Consider the following 17481-nt stretch of genomic DNA (forward strand, 5'->3'; position numbering starts at 1 on the left):
ATGACATCCACGCCGCAGTGGTGGGGCGCGAACCTGCTGGAGAACGCCGACCCCGCCGCCGTGTTCGCCCGCATCGAGGGCGCCGTGACCCACGGCGAGCTGGCGGCCCGGGTGAGCGACCACGGCCGCCGCTTCGCCTCCGAGGGCATCGGCGCCGGCCGGTCGGTGGCCCTGTACCTGCCGCCGAGCTTCACGCTGATCGAGGTGCTGCTGGCGCTCTGGTCGCGCGGGGCGACGGTCGTCCTCATCGACTCACGGCACACCGCCTCGGAGTTGAGCCGGCTGCTGGAGCTGAGCCGCCCGCAGACCCTGGTGACGGCCCCGGCCGAGGTGATCGACTCGGCGCCGCCGGAGGAGTGCCGGGTCGACGTCCTGGAGCTCCCGGGCGGCCGGCCCGCGACCGGTGAGCACTGCCTCATCCAGTTCAGCTCCGGGTCGACCGGCACCCCGAAGATGATCGGCCGGTCGAGCGGGTCGATCCTCGACGAGCTGGACAGGTACGCGGCGCTGCCCGGCATGCCGACGGCCGGGGAGGGGGTCCTGGTCCTCAACTCGCCCGTCCACACGATGGGCCTGATCGGCGGAATCCTGCACGCGCTCAACGTGGGAGCCGAGACGGTGCTGCCCAGCGCGCGCGGCCTGGGGACGCTGCTGCGCGGACCGCGGGCCGCGGGCATCCACGCGATCCTGGGCGTGCCGATGCACTTCGACGTGATCTCCAGGACCAGTGCCCTGCACCTGCCCGCGCTGCGGCTCGCCGTGTCGGCCGGCGAGCTGATGAAGCAGGAGTTGTGGTCGCGGTTCCACGAGCGCCTCGGGATTCCCATCAGCCCGGTGTACGGCACCACCGAGACCGGGATCATCACGGCCGACCTCGTCACGCCCTGCCCGCCCCCGTCCGTCGGGAAGGTCCTGCAGGAGGGCCGGGTCAAGGTCGAGGACGACGAGGTCCACGTGCACGTCGGTGAGTCCCCGTACCTGGGCCCCGGCACGGAGGACCGCGTCCGGGACGGCTGGCTGCGCACCTTCGACCGGGGAGCCTTCGCCGCCGACGGATGCCTGGAGTTGCACGGTCGCGCCGACTCGCTGGTGGTGGTCGGCGGCCTGAAGGTCGACCTGCGCGAGGTGGAGGTGCTGGTGAACCGTCATCCGGACGTCTCCGACGCCGTGGTGGTCCACGACTCGTCGATCAAGGCGTACGTCACGGCCCGGGAGGGCGGCGTCCAGGCCGCCGATCTCATCGCCTGGTGCCGCGAGCACCTGTCCGGCTTCAAGATCCCGAACGTCTTCGTCCTCTGCGACACCCTGCCCCGCACGGTCTCCGGAAAGGTGGTGCGGGACCCGGACGCCCTGCGGCACCATGCGGACGCGCACCGCTTCACGACGGAGGCTTCGCGGTGAACCTCGATCTGGCTACGCGCCTGGCCCGGCGACCGGCGGAGCGCACCGGGCCCATCGTCTGCTCGCTGCTGGGACGGGAATGGGACGTGCTCGACGGCGTCCACTGCCCGACCGACGACTTCTCCACGGCCTGGTTCACCTTCCGCCTCCCGTACGGCCCGGGCCCGTTCCTGGAGATGGGCTGTGGTGCGGGCGTCACCGCGGTCACCGCGGCTCTCAAGGGCAGCTCGCACGTGACGGCCGTCGACGTCAACGCCTCGGCCGTGCGCAACACCGAGCTGAACGCCCGCCGCCACGGCGTGGCCGACACCGTGCACACCGTCCACAGCGACCTGTTCGCCGAGGTGCCGGCCGGCGAGTTCGACATCATCTTCTGGAATTCGTCCTTCGTCGACGCGCCGGCGCCCGAGGGCGTGACGGAGGACCTCGCGCGGATCGTGTTCGACCCCGGCTACCTGATCCACCGGCGTTACCTCCGCGAGGCCCGGGACTTCCTGTCTCCGCGCGGACGCCTGCTGCTCGGCTTCGGCAGCCTGGGGAACCAGGACCTGCTCGGGCGCATCGCCGACGAGGCCGGGCTGCGCACGGAGGTCCTCGACACGGTGACCGTTCCCGGACCGGCCCGGCTCGAGTACTCGCTCCTCGAGTTCGTCCGGGCGAGGAGCGCCGCGTGACCGCCGATCCCGTCTTCACCGTGAAGGGCCTGAGCTGCCGGGCACCGTGGGGAGAACAGGCCGGCGGGCTTCCCGGCGCGGCGCCCGCATCGCTGCCCTCCATCCCCGGCTTCGGCCACTCCCGGTTCGGCCCGCTCGTCGTCGCCGTCGCCGGCGACTGCCTCGACCGCGCGCCCGGCGGGGCCGCGGGTGGCGAGGCGACGGCGCTCGTCCTTGTCGGCGGCCACGGTGACACCGAGACCTTGGACGGCGCGTCGCGCCGGTTGGCCGCCGACCGGCGCGTCGGTCCCTTGCTGTTCTTCCAGTCGGCGCCGACCGCGGCGCTCGGGCACCTCTGCCGTGTTCACGGCTTCTTCGGGCCCATGGCCTGCGTCTCGGCCCTCGGACCGGACCTCCTCCCGCGTGCCTTCTCCGTCGCCGACACCTTGTTGGGGCTGGAGGGGATCCGGGACGTGCTGCTGGTGGGCGCCGAGTCCGCACCCAACGCCCGGGTCACGCGGTTGGAGCTGGACGCGCCGGCGGTGCACGCCAAGGCACCCGCCTCGGAGGCGGCCTTCGCACTGCTGCTCGCCCGACCGGCCCCCGGCGACGGAGGGCTGCGCCTTCGCGTCGACGGGCACGGCCCGGTGGAGGCCACCGGGGACCTCGGCTGGCTGGACGGTGCCATGCGGCTCTGCCGGCGGGGGACGGACCTGCTGCGGCTCGGGATGGGCACCGCCACCTCGTCGGCCGGCACGTTGTCCTGGACGGAGTCATGATGCTTTACGACTGGTTCGCCGCCTCCGTCGCGCGCCACGGCACGCGGCCGGCCCTCGAGGTCGGCGGCGTACGCCTCGACTACCGGCAGCTCGCGGACATGGCGGAGTCCCTCGCGGCGCGCATCGTGCGCGAGTCGGACACCGTACCCGCGCGGATCGGTCTGCTGGCCGAGCGCAGCGTGCCCGCCTACGTGGGCTACCTGGCCATCCAGCGGCTGGGCAGATCCGTCGTCCCGCTCAACCCGGCCTTCCCGGAGGCGAGGACCCGGCACATGGTGGCGGCGTCGGGCGCCGGCCTCGTCCTGGCCGACCCCCGGTCGACGGTCCCGAGTCTCGACGGGGTCCGCACGCTGACGCCAGACCCGGCACCGGACCCGGCGGAGCTGCCGCCGGTGCCGCCGCTGGCCGACGCGCCCGAGTCGGAGGCATACCTGCTGTTCACCTCGGGTTCGACCGGCACGCCCAAGGGGGTGCCGATCCGGCATCGCCACGTCTCCGCCTTCCTGGAAGCGGTGCGGGGCAGGTACGGCCTCGTTCCCGGCTCCCGCTGCTCGCAGACCTTCGACCTCACCTTCGACCTGTCGGTGTTCGACCTGTTCGCGGTCTGGTCCGCGGGCGCCACCGTGGTCGTGGCGAGCCGCAACGACCTGCTGCGGCCAGTGCGGTTCGTCGTCGACAACGCCCTCACCCACTGGTTCTCGGTGCCGTCGGCGATCAGCCGGGCGCAGGCAGGCGGACGGCTGACGCCGGACAGCATGCCGTCGCTGCGGCACAGCCTGTTCTGCGGCGAGCAGCTCACCTGGCAGCAGGCCCGGGCCTGGAAGGCGGCCGCCCCCGCGAGCACGCTGACCAACCTGTACGGGCCGACGGAACTCACGATCAGCTGCAGCGACTTCGTCGTGCCCCCGGATCCCGCCGACTGGCCGTCCTCACCTCACGGCGTCGTGCCCATCGGTCTGCCCTACCGGGGGCTCGACCACGCGATCCTCGACGGATCCGGCCGCCCGGCCGCGGAGGGCGAGCTGTGCGTCCGGGGGCCGCAGCGCTTCTCCGGCTACCTGGACCCGATGGCCAACACCGGCCGGTTCCACCCCGAGGCCGAGGCGGGGGACCCGGTGGTCGCGCCGGACCGCTGGTACCGAACCGGGGACCGGGTGACCCTGCGCGACGGCACGCTGAACTTCCTCGGGCGGACCGACCAGCAGGTCAAGATCAACGGGTACCGGGTGGAGCTGGGCGAGGTCGAGGCGGCGCTGCGGGCCCTCGCGGGCGTGGCGGACGCCGTCGCCGTGGTGTGCCACGACACGGCCGACGCGCTCGGGCTCTACGCGGTCTGCGTGGCACCGGACCGCGATCCAACCGACGTTCGCGCCGAACTGGCCCGCGATCTGCCGCCGTACATGGTGCCCCGGCGGGTCCTGGTCGTCGCAGAGCTTCCTCGCAACACCAACGGCAAGGTGGACCGCCGAGCCGCGTCGGCCCTTGTCAGCACCGAAATTGCCTCGACAGTGCTCCAACGACCAGCCACTGGATGAACGTCCAGCAACCACTCATCTCGACGACGGGGAGTCTCGTTCAATGCTCGGCCAATACCGACGGCTGTTCTCCGCGGAAGGCAGTGTGGCCTTCACGCTCACCGGAATCCTCGCCCGTCTGCCCATGGGAATGTTCGGTATCAGCGTCGTGCTCCTCGTGGCTGATACCCGCGGCTCCTACGCCGTGGCCGGGGGCGTGTCGGCGGTAGGTCTCGTCGGCGTCGCCATCTGCGCGCCGATCGTCGGGCGGCTGGTCGACCGGTACGGGCAAGCCCGGGTCGCCGTCCCGGCCACCGTGATCTCGGTGGTCGCGTGCACCGGCACGGTCCTGTGCGCCGTGTACGGCGCACCGGTCTGGACGCTCCACGTCACGTACTTCCTCTCCGCCGGCGTCCCGTTCGTGGGTACCATGGCCCGTGCCCGCTGGGTGCGCATCTACCAGGGGCAGCCGGACATGCTGCACGCGGCCAACTCCTTCGAGCGGACCGTCGACGAGATCGTCTTCATCTCCGGTCCGGCCGTGGCCGCACTGCTGTGCGGTGCGATCGGTCCCGCCGCCGGGCTGACCGCGGCCAACGCGTTGCTCTTGGTGGGCACCCTGCTCTTCGCCGCCCAGCGCAAGACGGAGCCCGCACCGCTGAAGTCCGACGAAGGCGAGCCGCGCCGCCGGCTGCGCGTGCCCGGGATCAGCGCCGCGGTCTCCCTGTTCCCCGTCCTCGGGTTGTCCGCGGGTGCCATGGAGGTCACCACGGTCGCGTATGTCGCCCTGCAGGGTTCCCGGTCGTTCTCCGGCGTGTTCCTGGCCCTCATCGGTCTCGGCTCGACCCTGTCCGGTTTGTACTTCGGCACGCGCAAGCTCAAGGGCGACACGCGCCGACGCACCCTCGCGCTCTCGGCCATCCTCTGCGTCTGCCTGCTGCCCGTCCCCCTGGTCATCGGTGGCAACCTGCTGCTGTTCGGGGTGTGGACGTTCATCGTTGGTGCGGCGTTGGCGCCGACGATGATCACGAGCATGGGGCTGCTGCAGGAGTTGACGCCGGAGGAGCGGATGAACGAGGGCATGGCTCTCGCGGACGCCGGCGTGGTGGTCGGCATGGCCGGCGGCGCGGCGGTCGGCGGACTGCTCGTCACCCACTACGGAGGCACGTCCGGCTTCCTGATCCCGACCGCCGCCGGTGTGCTCGCGCTGCTGATCGCGGGGGCCGGTGTCCGGTGGTGGAAAGCCGGCGAGCCGGCGCCGGTGCTCGAGCCCGCGGAGTCGCCGGGTGCCGAGCTGACCAAGCTCTCAGAAGGGAAACCGTGACGACCACGACCGGTGTCGGCCGGCGGTGGCCGCTGGGCCACCGCCGCCACGTCGGCGACTGAACCCCGGGCACCGGGCCGACGGTGACCGCCGCGAGGTCGGCGCTAGAGCCTGTCCTCAAAGCGGGTAGTGCTCATTTGCTCTGATTTGCGCAGCACCTGCTCGTCGGCTGCACGGCGGCCGGTACGCCACCGGGACGGGCCGCGGCACGCCATTGGTCGATCATCGCGTTGAGCGTCTCCCGCGCGTCCGGCGAGGGGCGCGGCGCTCGGGGGCCAGCCCGGAGTCCAGCCCCAGGGCGAGCGTGCGCGAGGCTTCACGCAGCCGCCGCTCGTCCTGCGGCAGGGGCCCGCCGTACAGGGCGCAGACGGCTCGCAGCGCCAAGGGTTCGGCCACGTCGGTTAGCCCGCTGGTCGGTGACCTGGCCGGATGGCTGGACACCAAGAGTCGCCGAAGAGCGCTTCCAGTACGAGCACATGCTGCGGCCGACCGTGTGGTGGGTACCCGACCTCGACGCGTTGCGCACGGCGTCGACCCGGGTCGTGGTTGGCATCGGCGAGGACTCGGGCGGCGAGCTGTGCGAGCGGACGTCGCTCGCGCTCGCCTCGGGTCTCGGCGTCGAGCCGACCAGGTTCCCCGGCGGGCACTTCGGTTTCGTGGACGCCCCGGACCGCTTCGTCGTGCGGCTGCGCGAGGTCCTGTCGGAGTCTGAACCGGGCTTGCGGACCGAACCTCCCGCCACCGTTGGGGCGTCCTTGTCGCCGGGTGGGGTGAGGGTGTGGCCGGAGGTGTGATCGCGGATGCCGGCGGAGGTGAGGGGTGGTGGTGTGGGGCGGCGGATCGTCGATCCGCGGCGTGGGCCTCGCCCCGCGTCATCGTCCGAACCTTCACGAGGAGTGGTTCACTTGTCGGAGTCCCGGTTCTTCTCACGAGCGGCACGCCGGGTCGGTGTCGTCGCGGCGGTGGTCACGCTGTCGGCCCTGCCGGCCACCGTCGCGTCCGCGTCGAGCCCCACCGGGGTCGAGGCGTCCACCTCCCAGAGCGGATACGAGTGTCAGAGGATCACGACCGGTGGCGACGGCGGCATCCGTGCCGTCGGCTGTCAGCCCGAGGTCGAGCCCGGCTACGAGGTGCTGGTCATGGGGCCCCGGCGCACGTTCTTCTGCGAGGCCGTGCAACCCGACGGCGAGGACGGGCTCAGGGGTCAGGGCTGCGCGCAGGTCGGCTGACCCAATCCACCGCCGGCCGGCTCTCGCCTCTACCCGAGACGGGAGCCAGCCGACGCACGGCATCTCCGTTGAGAGCGATCAGGGGGTACAGCATGCGATGGCTCGACTACCAGCAGTAGTTGCCCGATCTGGTGTCCTCGCCGGTGATCACGAGCGACTCGTGCCGCCGAGGCGGGAGCTTCCTGCCCCGCCGGTGACCCGGCTGCCCCCTGACGTGTGAGTAGCTGTTTCCGAGCTACCTGGATCGGGTGAGTCGGCGGCTGGTGATGCGGATCGTGGATCAGCGGACCATGGCCTCGTGATGGTGGCGTAGTCTTTCGTAGTCGCGGACGCAGCGGCGGTGCCCTGTGATCCACGCCAACGTCCGCTCCACCATTCACCTTGTGCGGCACGGTGAAGTACGGCACCTGCGGGCGTTGCACGATTTCCACTACCAGGCGGCGACCCGGTCCTGCGTCGAGGCCGGGGTCACCAGGACGGCCAACGACAGTCCCGTGGTGTCCACGACGATGTGGCGCTTGCGGCCCGCGACCTTGTTGCCGCCGTCCCAACCCCGTGTCGCCCGTCCGACGGTCTCCGCGGCGCGCACCGACTGCGAGTCCATCACCGCCGCCGACGGCGCCGCCACCCGACCCTCCGCCAGCCGAACGCGATCACGCAACCCGTCGAGCAGCCGCTGCGACGCACCGACCCTTTCCCACGCGGCGAAACGCTTGTGGACCGTCGGCCACGGCGGGAAGTCCGCCGGCAGCGCCCACCACTTGATGCCGTTGTCGACCACGTACAGAATCGCGTCCACGATCACCCGCCGGCAGTGCTTCTCCCACCGCCCGCCCCGACCGGCCGGGCAGGTCGGATCGGGCAGCAGCGGGTCCAGCTCGGCCCACTGGGCGTCGGTGACGTCGGTGGCATACCACCTCGTCCGTCGAGTGGCTGGTGGGAGGCGGCCAAGCGGCAGCACGGGTACCGCGGTCGAACCGCCCGCCGGGATCGGGCGCGATAACAGCGGAACTCCTGGTGGAACGGCGCATGGACACCGTCCCGATCCACCAGGAGTTCCGCTGTCTGCGCACCAAAGCCTCTCCGCCCGACCAAGCTCGGATACAGGCACTGACATGATGAGCCGCGTCCTGACCGGCGAATCCACCCAACCTGGCGAAACGAACCAGACAAGGCGGAGATACTCGGCCAGAAGTAGCTCAGATGCCCTCTTACGGCTTCACCGCGACCCTTCCCTGCACGTCGACCCGCACCAGCAGGGGAGGGTTGGGCAACTGGTCGAAGTACTCGTCAACGGCTTTGGTGGCTCCGGCGTGCTTGCCGTAATCGTCGATGATCAGAACTCCGGCGGACGCGAGCCTCGGGTACAGGTGGACGAGCTCGTGCCGGGTCGACTCGTAGAAATCGGTGTCCAGTCGCAGCACCGCGATGCGCTCGGGCACCTGGTTCGGGATGGTGTCCTGCACCAGCCCTTTCACCGTGATGATGCGTTCCCTCGGGTAGCCCGTGCCGACGAGGTTCTCCAGCACTTCCTCCTCCGTGATCGCCTTCGCCTCGGCGCCGACCGGGTCGCGCTCCGTGCCGTCGTCGATCCGCCTCCCAGGGGCGAACACGTAGCCGTCGCTCGGCCCGCGCGGTTCCCAGCGGGCTTCAAAAGTGTCATACAGCCACAGGTCCCTGGGTTCGGGCAACACCTTCGCGGCCAGCATCATGCTGCCGCCGCGCCACACCCCGCACTCCACGATCGCGCCGTCGACGCCGTTGCGGACCACGTGCTCCACCGCGCTGACGAGGGCGTAGGCCAAGGGAGGGGACGTGAACGTGTACTCGGCCACGTCCGCGTAGAGCGCGCTGAAGCCGGGGTGCACCGAGTCGATGTCCCGGTACACCTCGACGTGCCTGGTCAGCTCGAACTCGGCCGTCCTCGGCACAGCGGCGGGCGTCGCCCCCGTCACCAGGAGGCCGTGCCGGCGCAGCTCCGCGAGGAAGTCCCGGACCGCTGGGCGCGCGGACGCCGGGACGGCTTCCAGGGCGGACTCCACGGCGGTCGGCCGGGTGAACCGCAGCACGCACAGGGCCAGCTCCGGTGAGAGGTCCCACAGGTGCAGCGGCTGGGCCACGGCCCCCAACCGGGCGTGGTGACCGGTCCAGGTGACGAACACCCCGGTGGACAGCGAGAGCACCTCGGTCACGGGCGGACCAGCCCACCCGCCGAGTCGATGAACCGCAGCACCTGGGTCGCTGCGGACACCGCACCGGCGACTTCGGTGGCCGGCAGGGTGCGGCCGAGGTGCTCGCGGTAGTCCAGCCCGGACGACCCGGCACCGTTGAGCGCCGACAGCAGGTCCTCCAGCCACGGCAGGCGGGGAATCTTCGACACGTGCCCGTTCACCGCGATCAGCAGCGCGTCCCCGTGGTCGGCGGTGGGTTCGAACAGCACCGGGAACCGGGCGTCCACCCGGGCGTGGTCGCCGGAGAAGGCCGAGCCGCGCGGCGGTGGGACGAACTCGAAGTTGACGGCGCTGGCGCGACGCAGGCGCTTGGCCTGGAACCGGGCGGGGATTTCGTCGGCGATCTCCACCAGCATCTCGGCCATCGCCTTGTTCGTGACGGTGTCGGGAGCGGCCCCGACCCGCGGTGGGTAGGGGAAGCCGTCGAGCCAGTGGTCGGCCTTCCGCTCGGCCAGGGCGGTGGACACGAGCGAGTCCAAGGTGCGCACCAGGTTGTTGTCGGTGTAGGTCGCCAGGTGCACCGACAGGTGCGGCGTGCCGTCGGACTCACCGCAGTGCCAGTGGTCCGACGGCCAGTACAGGACGTCGCCCGCCTCGCCCTCCAGCACGGTGGCCTGGTCGACGACGTCGCGGAAGTCGATGTCCAGGTTCACCTGGTGGTGCAGGGGGTCGGGGGTGCGCGCGTACCGGACCAGCGTTTCGTAGGGCCAGGTGTAGAAGCGCTTCCTGCCCGACAGCACGAAGGTCATGACCGTCGCGGTGTCCTTGTGGATCCGCGTCGGCGCTTCGCCGTACGACCCCGCGATCAGGTGGCAGTCCGTCAAGCCGGCGGGCACGGAACCCGCGGCGCGGTAGATGCCGTCCAGGATCTCCTTAGCCGCGCTGAACAACGGCCACGAGAACTGCTGGAGGCTGTTCACGACGATGTGCCAGTCGCCGTGGGCGTGCTCGTCGACCCGCCGGATGTAAGAGGTGATGTCGCCGTCCTGTGCGCGCGGTAGCAGCGGAGCCATGGAGTTGCTCTTCACCTCACCGTCGCCCATGAGCATGCGGACGTCGCGGGGACGGACCAGCCTGCCCGCCCGCCAGGCGTCCGCGGCCGACACCAGCGCAGCGAAGTGGTCGGGGGCGGACATGGCCGCTGTGAGGGGTGTGCGGAGCACCGCCGGGCGCCGCTCCCAGTGGGTCTCCGTGAACCGGGACCACTCGTCGAACTCGAACAACGTCGTCATCGCCCCGCCCACCCGTCCAGTTCGGGCGCCTCGGCGCCGGTGTCGGCGATCCGCCGGGCCGCATCGGCGAACACCGCGTCGACGTCCGCCCCCGGCACGTTGTCCGCCACGAACGCGGCGATGTCCTCCGTCGACGCCCCGCCCCACAGCAGGGAGACCACGAGTTGCGCGTTCACGTCACCGGTGTAGACCGGGTAGAGGCGGATCTTGCGCAGCAGGTGCGGGATCGCGTCGCCCAGCACGCTCCCGAAGCCGTCGGCGCGGGCCGCGAGGGCTTCGAGGATCGTCGGCAGCCACCGCCGCGGTGGCCCGGACGCCAGGGTGTCCATGACGACGTGGTAGACGAGGCTGGGATCGCCATCGCGGACCAGGTCGGTCAACGCGGAGCCGAAGGCGCGCTCGCCCGCCCGCCGCAACGTCGTCATCGCGGCGGTCCTGCGGCGCACGTCCGCGTTCGGTTGCTGGTGCATGCCCAGGAAGGTCAGGCCGGGTTCCCAGAACTCCCACGGCTGCTCGACCTCCCCCGGGTGATCGTTGCACCGGACGCTGATCGTGACGCTGGGCCGGGTGAGCCAGAACAGGTCGTGGACGAGGTCGGGGTGGATCTCGTGGACGTCCCCCTGCGCCATCAGGTGCCGCTCGCGCAACGTCATTCGTCCGGTGGACACGAACGGGGCGATCTCCCGGCGTTCGGTGAAGTCGAACACCTGGTGGAGCCGCGGACCGTGCAGCGCGGCGAACGCCCCGCAGGAGACGTGCTTGTGGGTGGGGGTCGAGTTGTGGTTCCAGTACAGCAGATCGATCCGGAAGTGCTCGTTGTGCACGACGGTAAGCGCCGGATCGCCGAACGGGTTCGCCCACGGTTGGGGCGGCAGGGGCGCGTCCAGCGCCCACACCAGCAGCCGGGCCGGGTCGAGCCGCTGCAGGCGGTCGCGGTGCACGCGCAACGCCTCGGCCGCCGCACCGGCGAGGTGCGCCGGGTCGCCCGGCTCGTGCAGCGCCAGGATTTCCTTCTCTACCAGCTCGAACGTGTCCAACACGGCATCCCCCGGCATCGTGGCTCCGATCAGGTCAGGGTCGGGACGTGCATCGCCGCGGTGGGTGCCGAACACCCACCACGGCGATGACGGTCAGTACGAGGTGGGCTGCAGCAGGACGGTGTCCGTGTCCACCTTCACCGCCTCCACCTTGAACGGCTCGGGCGTCTCCACCACCTCGGGCTGGACGTCCTTCTCCTGGTTCTCGGCCATGCATCTCACCTCCTCATCGGTCGTCTGCTGGTTGCCCGCGCAACCGCGGGACGTCTGGTCAGCCGCCGGGCAGGCCGGCGTGCCACGGCGCGCCCGTCAACCGGTCGCCGGCGGCGCTGGGTGAGGCGAATCGGTGCGCGGTGGCACCCGGCACCAGGACCCGCACCGCGGTCCACCCCCGCACCGCGCACGGCAGGTCGACCACCACGACCTCGGCCGATCGCACGGCGACGGCTCGCACCTGCTCGGCCGCGCTGCGGTGCTCGACGTCGGGCGGCCGCTCCTCGGGGTGCGCGTCGACGTAGGCCCACACGCGCTCCACGACGGCCGGGTCGGCCCAGTCGCGGAACGCCGCGCCCATGTGGTCGGGCGGGTCGCGCCGCACCTGCGACATGATCTGCTCGGCCTCCTCGACCGCCGCGGCGATCGCCTGCGTCCAGGTGAGCCCGCTGCCCGAGCCGCGTGCGGCCCGTGCGGCACCGTGGTCCACGACGAAGGCGTGCACCACCGGTACCAATGTGTCCGGGTAGACGAGCAGCCGGGTGGCCGGATCCGGGTCGGGCAACCGGATCGCCGGGCGCTGCCACAGGAAGTTCGGGTACAGGGAGGCCCGTTCGAGCACCTCGCGGAGGGCGCGGGCCACCGCTTCCTCCCGCACGGGGTGGACGGCGAGCCCGGTGGTCGTGCCCCAGGTGGGACGAGGCCGGTCGCCCGGTCCGGGGATGTAGGGGAAGGCCACCAGCGCCAACGGCACGTCGACCGGCTCGCCGTCCACGAGGGACAGCCCGCGCACGTGGTCCACCGGCGGCCGGCCGGCCGCCAGGTACTCGTCGTAGGCCGTTCCGTAGGGGTGGAAGTCCTCCAGCCGGAGCCTGCGCGTGCCGTCGGCGCACGCCTTGGGCAGTTGGTTGGCGTTCCACGCGGCGAACCGCTCGATCGCCTCGCCGACCGCTCTGGTCACGGCCTCCTCATCGGTGGCGCCCTTGCCGCTGGCCGACTCCAGTTCCGGGACCACGCCACCCGCCGGCGTGCGGCACGTGGAGAGCCTCACGGGGCGTTCCGGTGACCCCCCGGCGAACACCCGCAGGTCTTTGATCAACCCCTTGGCCCAGGACTGCTCCGCGCGCAGCCCTTCCGCGGCGAGGGGTCCGCGGCGAACCGCTGTCCACAGCTGGGCGATGCGGCCCCCGTCGAGCAGGACCACGCGGTCGGGCACCCGGTCCCGCAGCAGGGAGTCGGTGGCGGCGGCCACCGCGTCCGCCCGGGCCGGGCCGGTCAGCAGCGGCAACGGGCGCGAGGTGAACCCGAGGTCGCGCAGCGCGCGGTCGGACCACCACGTCGTCGTCGCCTCGAAGTAGCGGCGGACGTCGTCGCGGGAGGCCAGCACGGGTCCGACGTGCGTGCCGTCGACGCTCTCACCGGACCACAGGACCGGATGCCGCTCGACCAAGGCGGACAGCCAGTCCGGCTCGGCCATGTCCTCCCGGTCCGCCACCACGACCACCGGCGTTCCCGCGTCCACGGCGTCGGCCACTGCGGACGGCGCATCGACCACGGTGGCGGACCACCCGCGGGCGGTCAACGGCGCGACGAGGTCGGCGGCCGCGCCTCGTCCGGTGTTGTCGAGCAGCACCACGGTCGCACACACCCCCTTCGGCCGCGCTGCGGGCAGCGCATCCATGTCGATGACGAAATCGGCGCAGCCCCGGTCCCGGAGTCCGGCAGGATCGATCCGCCCTGTCAGCCGCAGCAGTCGAAGACGCGGTCCGAGCAGCAGGGGGCCATCGGCGTGGTCAAGCCGGACGACCCACGGGGCCAAGCGGTGGGACCGGTCAGAACTCACCCAGCACCGGGCCGAGCACGAGGCGACCGTCCCAGGCGTCGTAGCGCCGGTGGATCCCGTGCAGGAACTGGTCGTAGGCGACGACCCCCTGCGCCACGACCGACGCCAGGACGCGGGTGCGCTCGACGCTGATCACGTGCTCCTCGGCGAGCACCCGCACGGGCATCATCGCGTGTTCGGCGCCCTCGTCGATCGCACCGTGCGCGCGGAAGCCGGCCAGTGCGGCCGCCGGGATGTCGTTGCGGAACTCCAGCAGGTCCAGCACATCTCGGGGCCTACCCTCCGGGTCGATTTTCCGGGAATCCGGGTCGGCGACCGCTTCGGGCACTTCCGGGATGATGAGGGACGCTGCGAAGTGGGCGGGCGAGTGGTGTCCCATGGCGAAGAAGTAGTTGTTGAAAAGAATGCTTTCGGGGGTCGACTGGGCTGTGCCGAGCTGAGCCGGGTCGATGTCGAGGTGAGCGAAATCCCGGGCCATCAGGGCCGAGTGGTCGGCTTCCTCGTCGAAGAACTCACGGAGCGCCCGGCGCTGATCCGCGGTCAGGTCGTGGGCGAGCACCGAGGGAGCGGTCCAGTGCGCGGCGCGCACCACGAAGAACGTTTCCAGCATCAGGCCCATCCCGAGGTCGCGGCGTCCGCCGGCACGCAGTGCGCGTATGAGCGGGTTGTCGTTCCACAGCCGGGGAGCCCATTGGCGGAACGCGTCGATCAGCCGGTAGCCGATGTACTCGGCGTTGTGGAACCGGCGGTTCCCCGCCGGGTGCTCCACGACGAGTCCCGACTTCACGAGCGCGGTCACCGCCTCGACACCCGATCCGAGGTCGCCGCCGCGCAGCGTCGCCAGCGCCTCGACCATCGCGAGGCGGCGGAATTCGCGGTTGTTGAGCGCCTCCACGGCCTCCACTGCCGGGTGCGCGATGGGGCAGCGGTACTCAAACGCCCCGTCGACGATCAGCAGGCCGCCGTCGCGCAGCACGGCTTTCGCGGTGGACTTCAGCACGGGCGTGTCCACGAGCATTTCCGCGCCATCTCCTGCCGAGTCCACGTCAAGATCAGAAGTCAACGTTCCCCCGTCAGTTGAATGGCCATCTGAAATCGATTGAAAGGTCCGAACCCGTCGGACGTCAACGACGTTATACGCGGCCTATCTAACTGTCAATGCCTCAAGAATTTCTGCGCCACCCCGACCATCGGTCAACAAGGGGTGAGCGCAGAAATCCATTCACCTCGACCTGGAATTAAACCAGAATGCGCAGGTCAACCCTGTCCCGCCGGCAGGACACGCCGACTTCCAGATCCGGACCCCGGTCGGCGCGACTCCCGACCCCTTCGTTCGCGGTCACCCGAACGGCGCACATTCGGAACTCCTCAGTTTGCGGTCGAACGCGCCGATACCGCTACTGTGGGGCGGGGGGCGCGCAGCGCGATGTCCTCTTCCCGAATGACATCGACGAACGGGTGGCGAATGCCGCAGAAGGATCACGAGTCTTCCCGCAGGCTCCGGGTGGTAAAGGAAAACCGGGACTTCCGGTTGCTGTGGGCGGGTGACGCGATCAGCCAGTTGGGTAACCAGCTCACCGTCATCGCCCTGCCGCTGGTGGCGATCGCGACACTGCAGTCGTCGGTGTTCGAAGTCGGGTTGCTGACCGCAGCGGGCTACCTGGCGTGGTTGGTGATCGGCCTCCCGGCGGGCGCGTGGGTGGATCGCAGGCTTCGTCGTCCCGTGCTGGTCGGCGCCGACCTCGGGCGCGCCGTGCTGCTGCTGTCGGTGCCGGTTGCCGCTGCGACAGGAACGTTGACGCTGTGGCAGCTGTACCTCGTCGCCCTGGGCACCAGCGTGCTCACGGTGGTGTTCGACGTCGCCTACCCGGCCTACCTGCCCCACATCGTCGAACGCGATCAGCTCGTGGCGGCCAACGGTCGGCTCCAGCTGAACGCGTCGGTGGCCTACATCGCGGGCCCCGGCGTCGGCGGTGTCCTCGTACAGGTGCTGACCGCACCGCTCACGCTGCTGGTCGACGCGGTGAGCTACCTGGTGTCCGGGGTGCTGCTGACCCGCGTCCGCAAGCAGGAGGCCGAGCCCCCGCACAAGCCCGAGCGCCACCTGGGCAAGGAGATCGCAGAGGGCCTGAGGTTCGTGTGGCGGCAGCCGATCATTCGGGCGATCGCGCGCTCCTCCGGGGTGTTCAACCTCTCGTTCGCCGGCTACCAGGCGCTGATCATCGTGTTCCTGGTGCGCGAGGTGGGCCTGTCCACCGCGTCGACGGGACTGCTGCTCGCCGCGGGGAGCGTGGGCGGCACGATCGGCGCCCTGCTCATCGGGCCGCTGAGCCGCAAGCTCGGAGACGCGCGGCTGATCTGGGCGTTCCCCCTTGTCACCATGCCGGCGATCCTCCTGGTGCCGCTCACCACCCCCGGCTGGGGCCTGGCGTTCTTCGTCATCGGCGCCTTCGTGCCGGCGGTCGGCGGGGTCGCGTTCAACGTGTCGGTCGCGTCGTTCATACAGACGTTGACCCCGCAGGACCTGCTCGGCCGGGTCGGCGGGTCCATCCGGGTGGTGTCCAGGGGCGCGCTGCCCGTGGGCGCGGCGGCCGCAGCGTGGCTGGCGACCCGGCTCCCGGTCCGCGGGGTCCTGGTGCTGGCGGCCGCGGGGATGACCCTGGCGATCCTGTTGCTGCTCCTCTCGCCGATCCGGCGGCTGACCACGCTCGCCGAGGTCCGGACGGCGGACGAGGCGAACAGGTCTTCCGCGTGACGACCGCCGCGACGCTGCCCAACGGGATCACCGTCGTCGTCGCGCCGGACGCCGACGAGGCCATCGCCTGCGTCACCACCGTCCACGCCACGGGCTACCGGGACGATCCGCCCGACCTGCAAGGGCTGGTGCATCTGGTCGAGCACCTGCTCTGCCGCGGCGACACCGTCCAGGGCGCCACGCGGGAGGACCACGTCGTGGTCCAGGCGTTCGCGCTGCCGGAGGACCTGCCGGAGGCGTTAGAGGCGCATGCGGACAGGCTGCGCGCTCCAGTGGTAGACGAGGCTTCGGTGCGCGCGCACGCGTCCCTGATCGCCGAGGAGACGGCCGCGCTGCGCCGGCACCCCGACTTCGGGTTCCCCTGGCTGCCGGGGGCGCGGGCGGTGCTCGGCGTCGACCCGCTGGGTGACCCCGGCGCACTCGCGACAGCCGATCCCGCGCGGGTGCGCTCCTTCCTCCACGACCACGTCCGCCCGGACAGCACGGTGGTGGTCGTGTCCGGGAGGGTCGACTCCAGGCACGCCCTGGCTCTCGCCGAGCAGCACTTCCGCGACCTCCCCGCACGCACCCCGCGCCGGCCCGCCCGGTCGACGCGGTCCAAGCGGTCGGCGCGGAGGCCGCCGCTGCGGGTGGACGAGGCCCGGGGCGCCGCGCTCCTCTGGCGGGTCGGCGGTCTCAGCGCCGACCCGCACCGCACGTGGGCGGTGTGGTCGGCCGCACGCGCGCTGGTCGGCGGTCCACGGCCCGTGCTCCTCGACCTGGCCGCTGACCGCGGTCTGCCCGGACGGGCCGTCGTCTCGCTGGGACTTGTGGGCACCTCGTGGGACGCGCCGTCGCCGACCGCGCTGTGCGTCGGCTTCCTGAGTCCGGCGCCGGTGGCGCCGCCCGTCCTGCACGACCTGCTCGACACCGCATCGCTCGCCGTGCCGCGCCTCGTGCGCGACGCGGCCGTCGTGACCGCGGCCACCGAGGACCTGCTGCTCGACGAACTGGCCCTGACCGACGACCCGTTCGTGCGTGCTCGCCGCATCGGGCTCCAAGTGCTGCGCGGAGGGGACCCCACCCTGGCGCTCGACCCGACCCGGCTGACCGCCGCGACGTCGCCGATCTCGGTGGAGCGGTCGTGGCGGGAGGCGCTCGACCACCCGCCGACCCGCCTGGAGGTGGCGTGAGAGGGCAGCCGCCGACACGGTGGTGGGGGGGGGGGGGGGGGGCCGCCCCCCCCCCCCCCCCCCACACCACAACCCAACAACAGCAAACACAAAAAAAA

At 71.5% G+C, this 17481-nt stretch carries 15 protein-coding genes; 9 read left to right on the forward strand and 6 right to left on the reverse strand.

Annotated elements, in window-relative coordinates:
- From ABTZ99_RS32985 to ABTZ99_RS33015, 7 genes are all read left to right on the forward strand, one after another.
- Positions 1 to 1401: a class I adenylate-forming enzyme family protein gene (locus ABTZ99_RS32985; RefSeq protein WP_499616852.1), complete on the forward strand. Its 1401-nt coding sequence runs from the start codon at positions 1 to 3 to the stop codon at positions 1399 to 1401.
- Positions 1398 to 2075, forward strand: coding sequence for a methyltransferase (locus ABTZ99_RS32990; protein WP_498783690.1), 678 nt, complete (start codon positions 1398 to 1400; stop codon positions 2073 to 2075). The genes ABTZ99_RS32985 and ABTZ99_RS32990 overlap by 4 nt, the downstream gene beginning before the upstream one ends.
- The gene (locus ABTZ99_RS32995; RefSeq protein ID WP_499616856.1) at positions 2072 to 2833 is read left to right on the forward strand and encodes a ketosynthase; all 762 of its coding nucleotides are present in this window, start codon (positions 2072 to 2074) and stop codon (positions 2831 to 2833) included. The genes ABTZ99_RS32990 and ABTZ99_RS32995 overlap by 4 nt, the downstream gene beginning before the upstream one ends.
- Complete coding sequence (locus tag ABTZ99_RS33000) at positions 2830 to 4368, forward strand: amino acid adenylation domain-containing protein (RefSeq protein ID WP_499616859.1); 1539 nt, start codon at positions 2830 to 2832, stop codon at positions 4366 to 4368. Before ABTZ99_RS32995 ends, ABTZ99_RS33000 begins: the two co-directional genes overlap by 4 nt.
- A gap of 43 nt (positions 4369 to 4411) precedes the next feature.
- Positions 4412 to 5671: an MFS transporter gene (locus ABTZ99_RS33005; RefSeq protein ID WP_498783684.1), complete on the forward strand. Its 1260-nt coding sequence runs from the start codon at positions 4412 to 4414 to the stop codon at positions 5669 to 5671.
- A 416-nt stretch (positions 5672 to 6087) separates the two neighbouring features.
- Positions 6088 to 6465 (forward strand): hypothetical protein, encoded by a 378-nt coding sequence (locus tag ABTZ99_RS33010; protein WP_499616863.1) that lies wholly within the window; start codon positions 6088 to 6090, stop codon positions 6463 to 6465.
- A gap of 111 nt (positions 6466 to 6576) precedes the next feature.
- Positions 6577 to 6900 (forward strand): hypothetical protein, encoded by a 324-nt coding sequence (locus tag ABTZ99_RS33015; protein WP_498786854.1) that lies wholly within the window; start codon positions 6577 to 6579, stop codon positions 6898 to 6900.
- Positions 6901 to 7330: 430 nt separating this feature from the next.
- Here ABTZ99_RS33015 and ABTZ99_RS33020 read toward each other — a convergent pair whose 3' ends face one another.
- The 6 genes from ABTZ99_RS33020 to ABTZ99_RS33045 all read right to left on the reverse strand — a co-directional run bounded on the left by ABTZ99_RS33020 (position 7331) and on the right by ABTZ99_RS33045 (position 14474).
- Positions 7331 to 7861 (reverse strand): IS5 family transposase, encoded by a 531-nt coding sequence (locus ABTZ99_RS33020; RefSeq protein ID WP_499616866.1) that lies wholly within the window; start codon positions 7859 to 7861, stop codon positions 7331 to 7333.
- A gap of 250 nt (positions 7862 to 8111) precedes the next feature.
- Positions 8112 to 9092, reverse strand: a complete 981-nt coding sequence (locus ABTZ99_RS33025; RefSeq protein WP_499616869.1) for a TylF/MycF/NovP-related O-methyltransferase — start codon at positions 9090 to 9092, stop codon at positions 8112 to 8114.
- Positions 9089 to 10363 carry a JmjC domain-containing protein gene (locus tag ABTZ99_RS33030; RefSeq protein ID WP_498786265.1) on the reverse strand — a complete coding sequence of 425 codons (1275 nt, stop codon included), beginning with the start codon at positions 10361 to 10363 and terminating at the stop codon, positions 9089 to 9091. The genes ABTZ99_RS33025 and ABTZ99_RS33030 overlap by 4 nt, the downstream gene beginning before the upstream one ends.
- Positions 10360 to 11418: a hypothetical protein gene (locus ABTZ99_RS33035; RefSeq protein WP_499616873.1), complete on the reverse strand. Its 1059-nt coding sequence runs from the start codon at positions 11416 to 11418 to the stop codon at positions 10360 to 10362. The genes ABTZ99_RS33030 and ABTZ99_RS33035 overlap by 4 nt, the downstream gene beginning before the upstream one ends.
- Before the next feature lie 253 nt (positions 11419 to 11671).
- Positions 11672 to 13294 carry a YcaO-like family protein gene (locus ABTZ99_RS33040; RefSeq protein WP_499616875.1) on the reverse strand — a complete coding sequence of 541 codons (1623 nt, stop codon included), beginning with the start codon at positions 13292 to 13294 and terminating at the stop codon, positions 11672 to 11674.
- A 151-nt stretch (positions 13295 to 13445) separates the two neighbouring features.
- Positions 13446 to 14474, reverse strand: coding sequence for a hypothetical protein (locus tag ABTZ99_RS33045; RefSeq protein ID WP_499616878.1), 1029 nt, complete (start codon positions 14472 to 14474; stop codon positions 13446 to 13448).
- Positions 14475 to 14960: 486 nt separating this feature from the next.
- On the opposite strand from ABTZ99_RS33045, the gene ABTZ99_RS33050 reads away from it, so the two are divergent.
- Both ABTZ99_RS33050 and ABTZ99_RS33055 read left to right on the forward strand, forming a co-directional pair.
- Positions 14961 to 16211: an MFS transporter gene (locus ABTZ99_RS33050; protein ID WP_499616881.1), complete on the forward strand. Its 1251-nt coding sequence runs from the start codon at positions 14961 to 14963 to the stop codon at positions 16209 to 16211.
- Positions 16208 to 17383, forward strand: coding sequence for a M16 family metallopeptidase (locus ABTZ99_RS33055; protein ID WP_498786277.1), 1176 nt, complete (start codon positions 16208 to 16210; stop codon positions 17381 to 17383). Before ABTZ99_RS33050 ends, ABTZ99_RS33055 begins: the two co-directional genes overlap by 4 nt.
- Positions 17384 to 17481 lie beyond the last annotated feature (98 nt).

Source organism: Actinosynnema sp. NPDC002837 (assembly GCF_040295345.1).
Lineage (GTDB): Bacteria > Actinomycetota > Actinomycetes > Mycobacteriales > Pseudonocardiaceae > Actinosynnema.

Excerpts from the sequence above, each read along its gene's own strand:
- ABTZ99_RS32985 (WP_499616852.1), top strand. The coding sequence starts at position 1 with ATGACATCCACGCCGCAGTGGTGGGGCGCGAACCTGCTGGAGAACGCC.
- ABTZ99_RS33000 (WP_499616859.1), top strand. The coding sequence starts at position 2,830 with ATGATGCTTTACGACTGGTTCGCCGCCTCCGTCGCGCGCCACGGCACG.
- ABTZ99_RS33005 (WP_498783684.1), top strand. The coding sequence starts at position 4,412 with ATGCTCGGCCAATACCGACGGCTGTTCTCCGCGGAAGGCAGTGTGGCC.
- ABTZ99_RS33030 (WP_498786265.1), bottom strand. The coding sequence starts at position 10,363 with ATGACGACGTTGTTCGAGTTCGACGAGTGGTCCCGGTTCACGGAGACC.
- ABTZ99_RS33035 (WP_499616873.1), bottom strand. The coding sequence starts at position 11,418 with ATGCCGGGGGATGCCGTGTTGGACACGTTCGAGCTGGTAGAGAAGGAA.
- ABTZ99_RS33040 (WP_499616875.1), bottom strand. The coding sequence starts at position 13,294 with ATGGATGCGCTGCCCGCAGCGCGGCCGAAGGGGGTGTGTGCGACCGTG.
- ABTZ99_RS33045 (WP_499616878.1), bottom strand. The coding sequence starts at position 14,474 with ATGCTCGTGGACACGCCCGTGCTGAAGTCCACCGCGAAAGCCGTGCTG.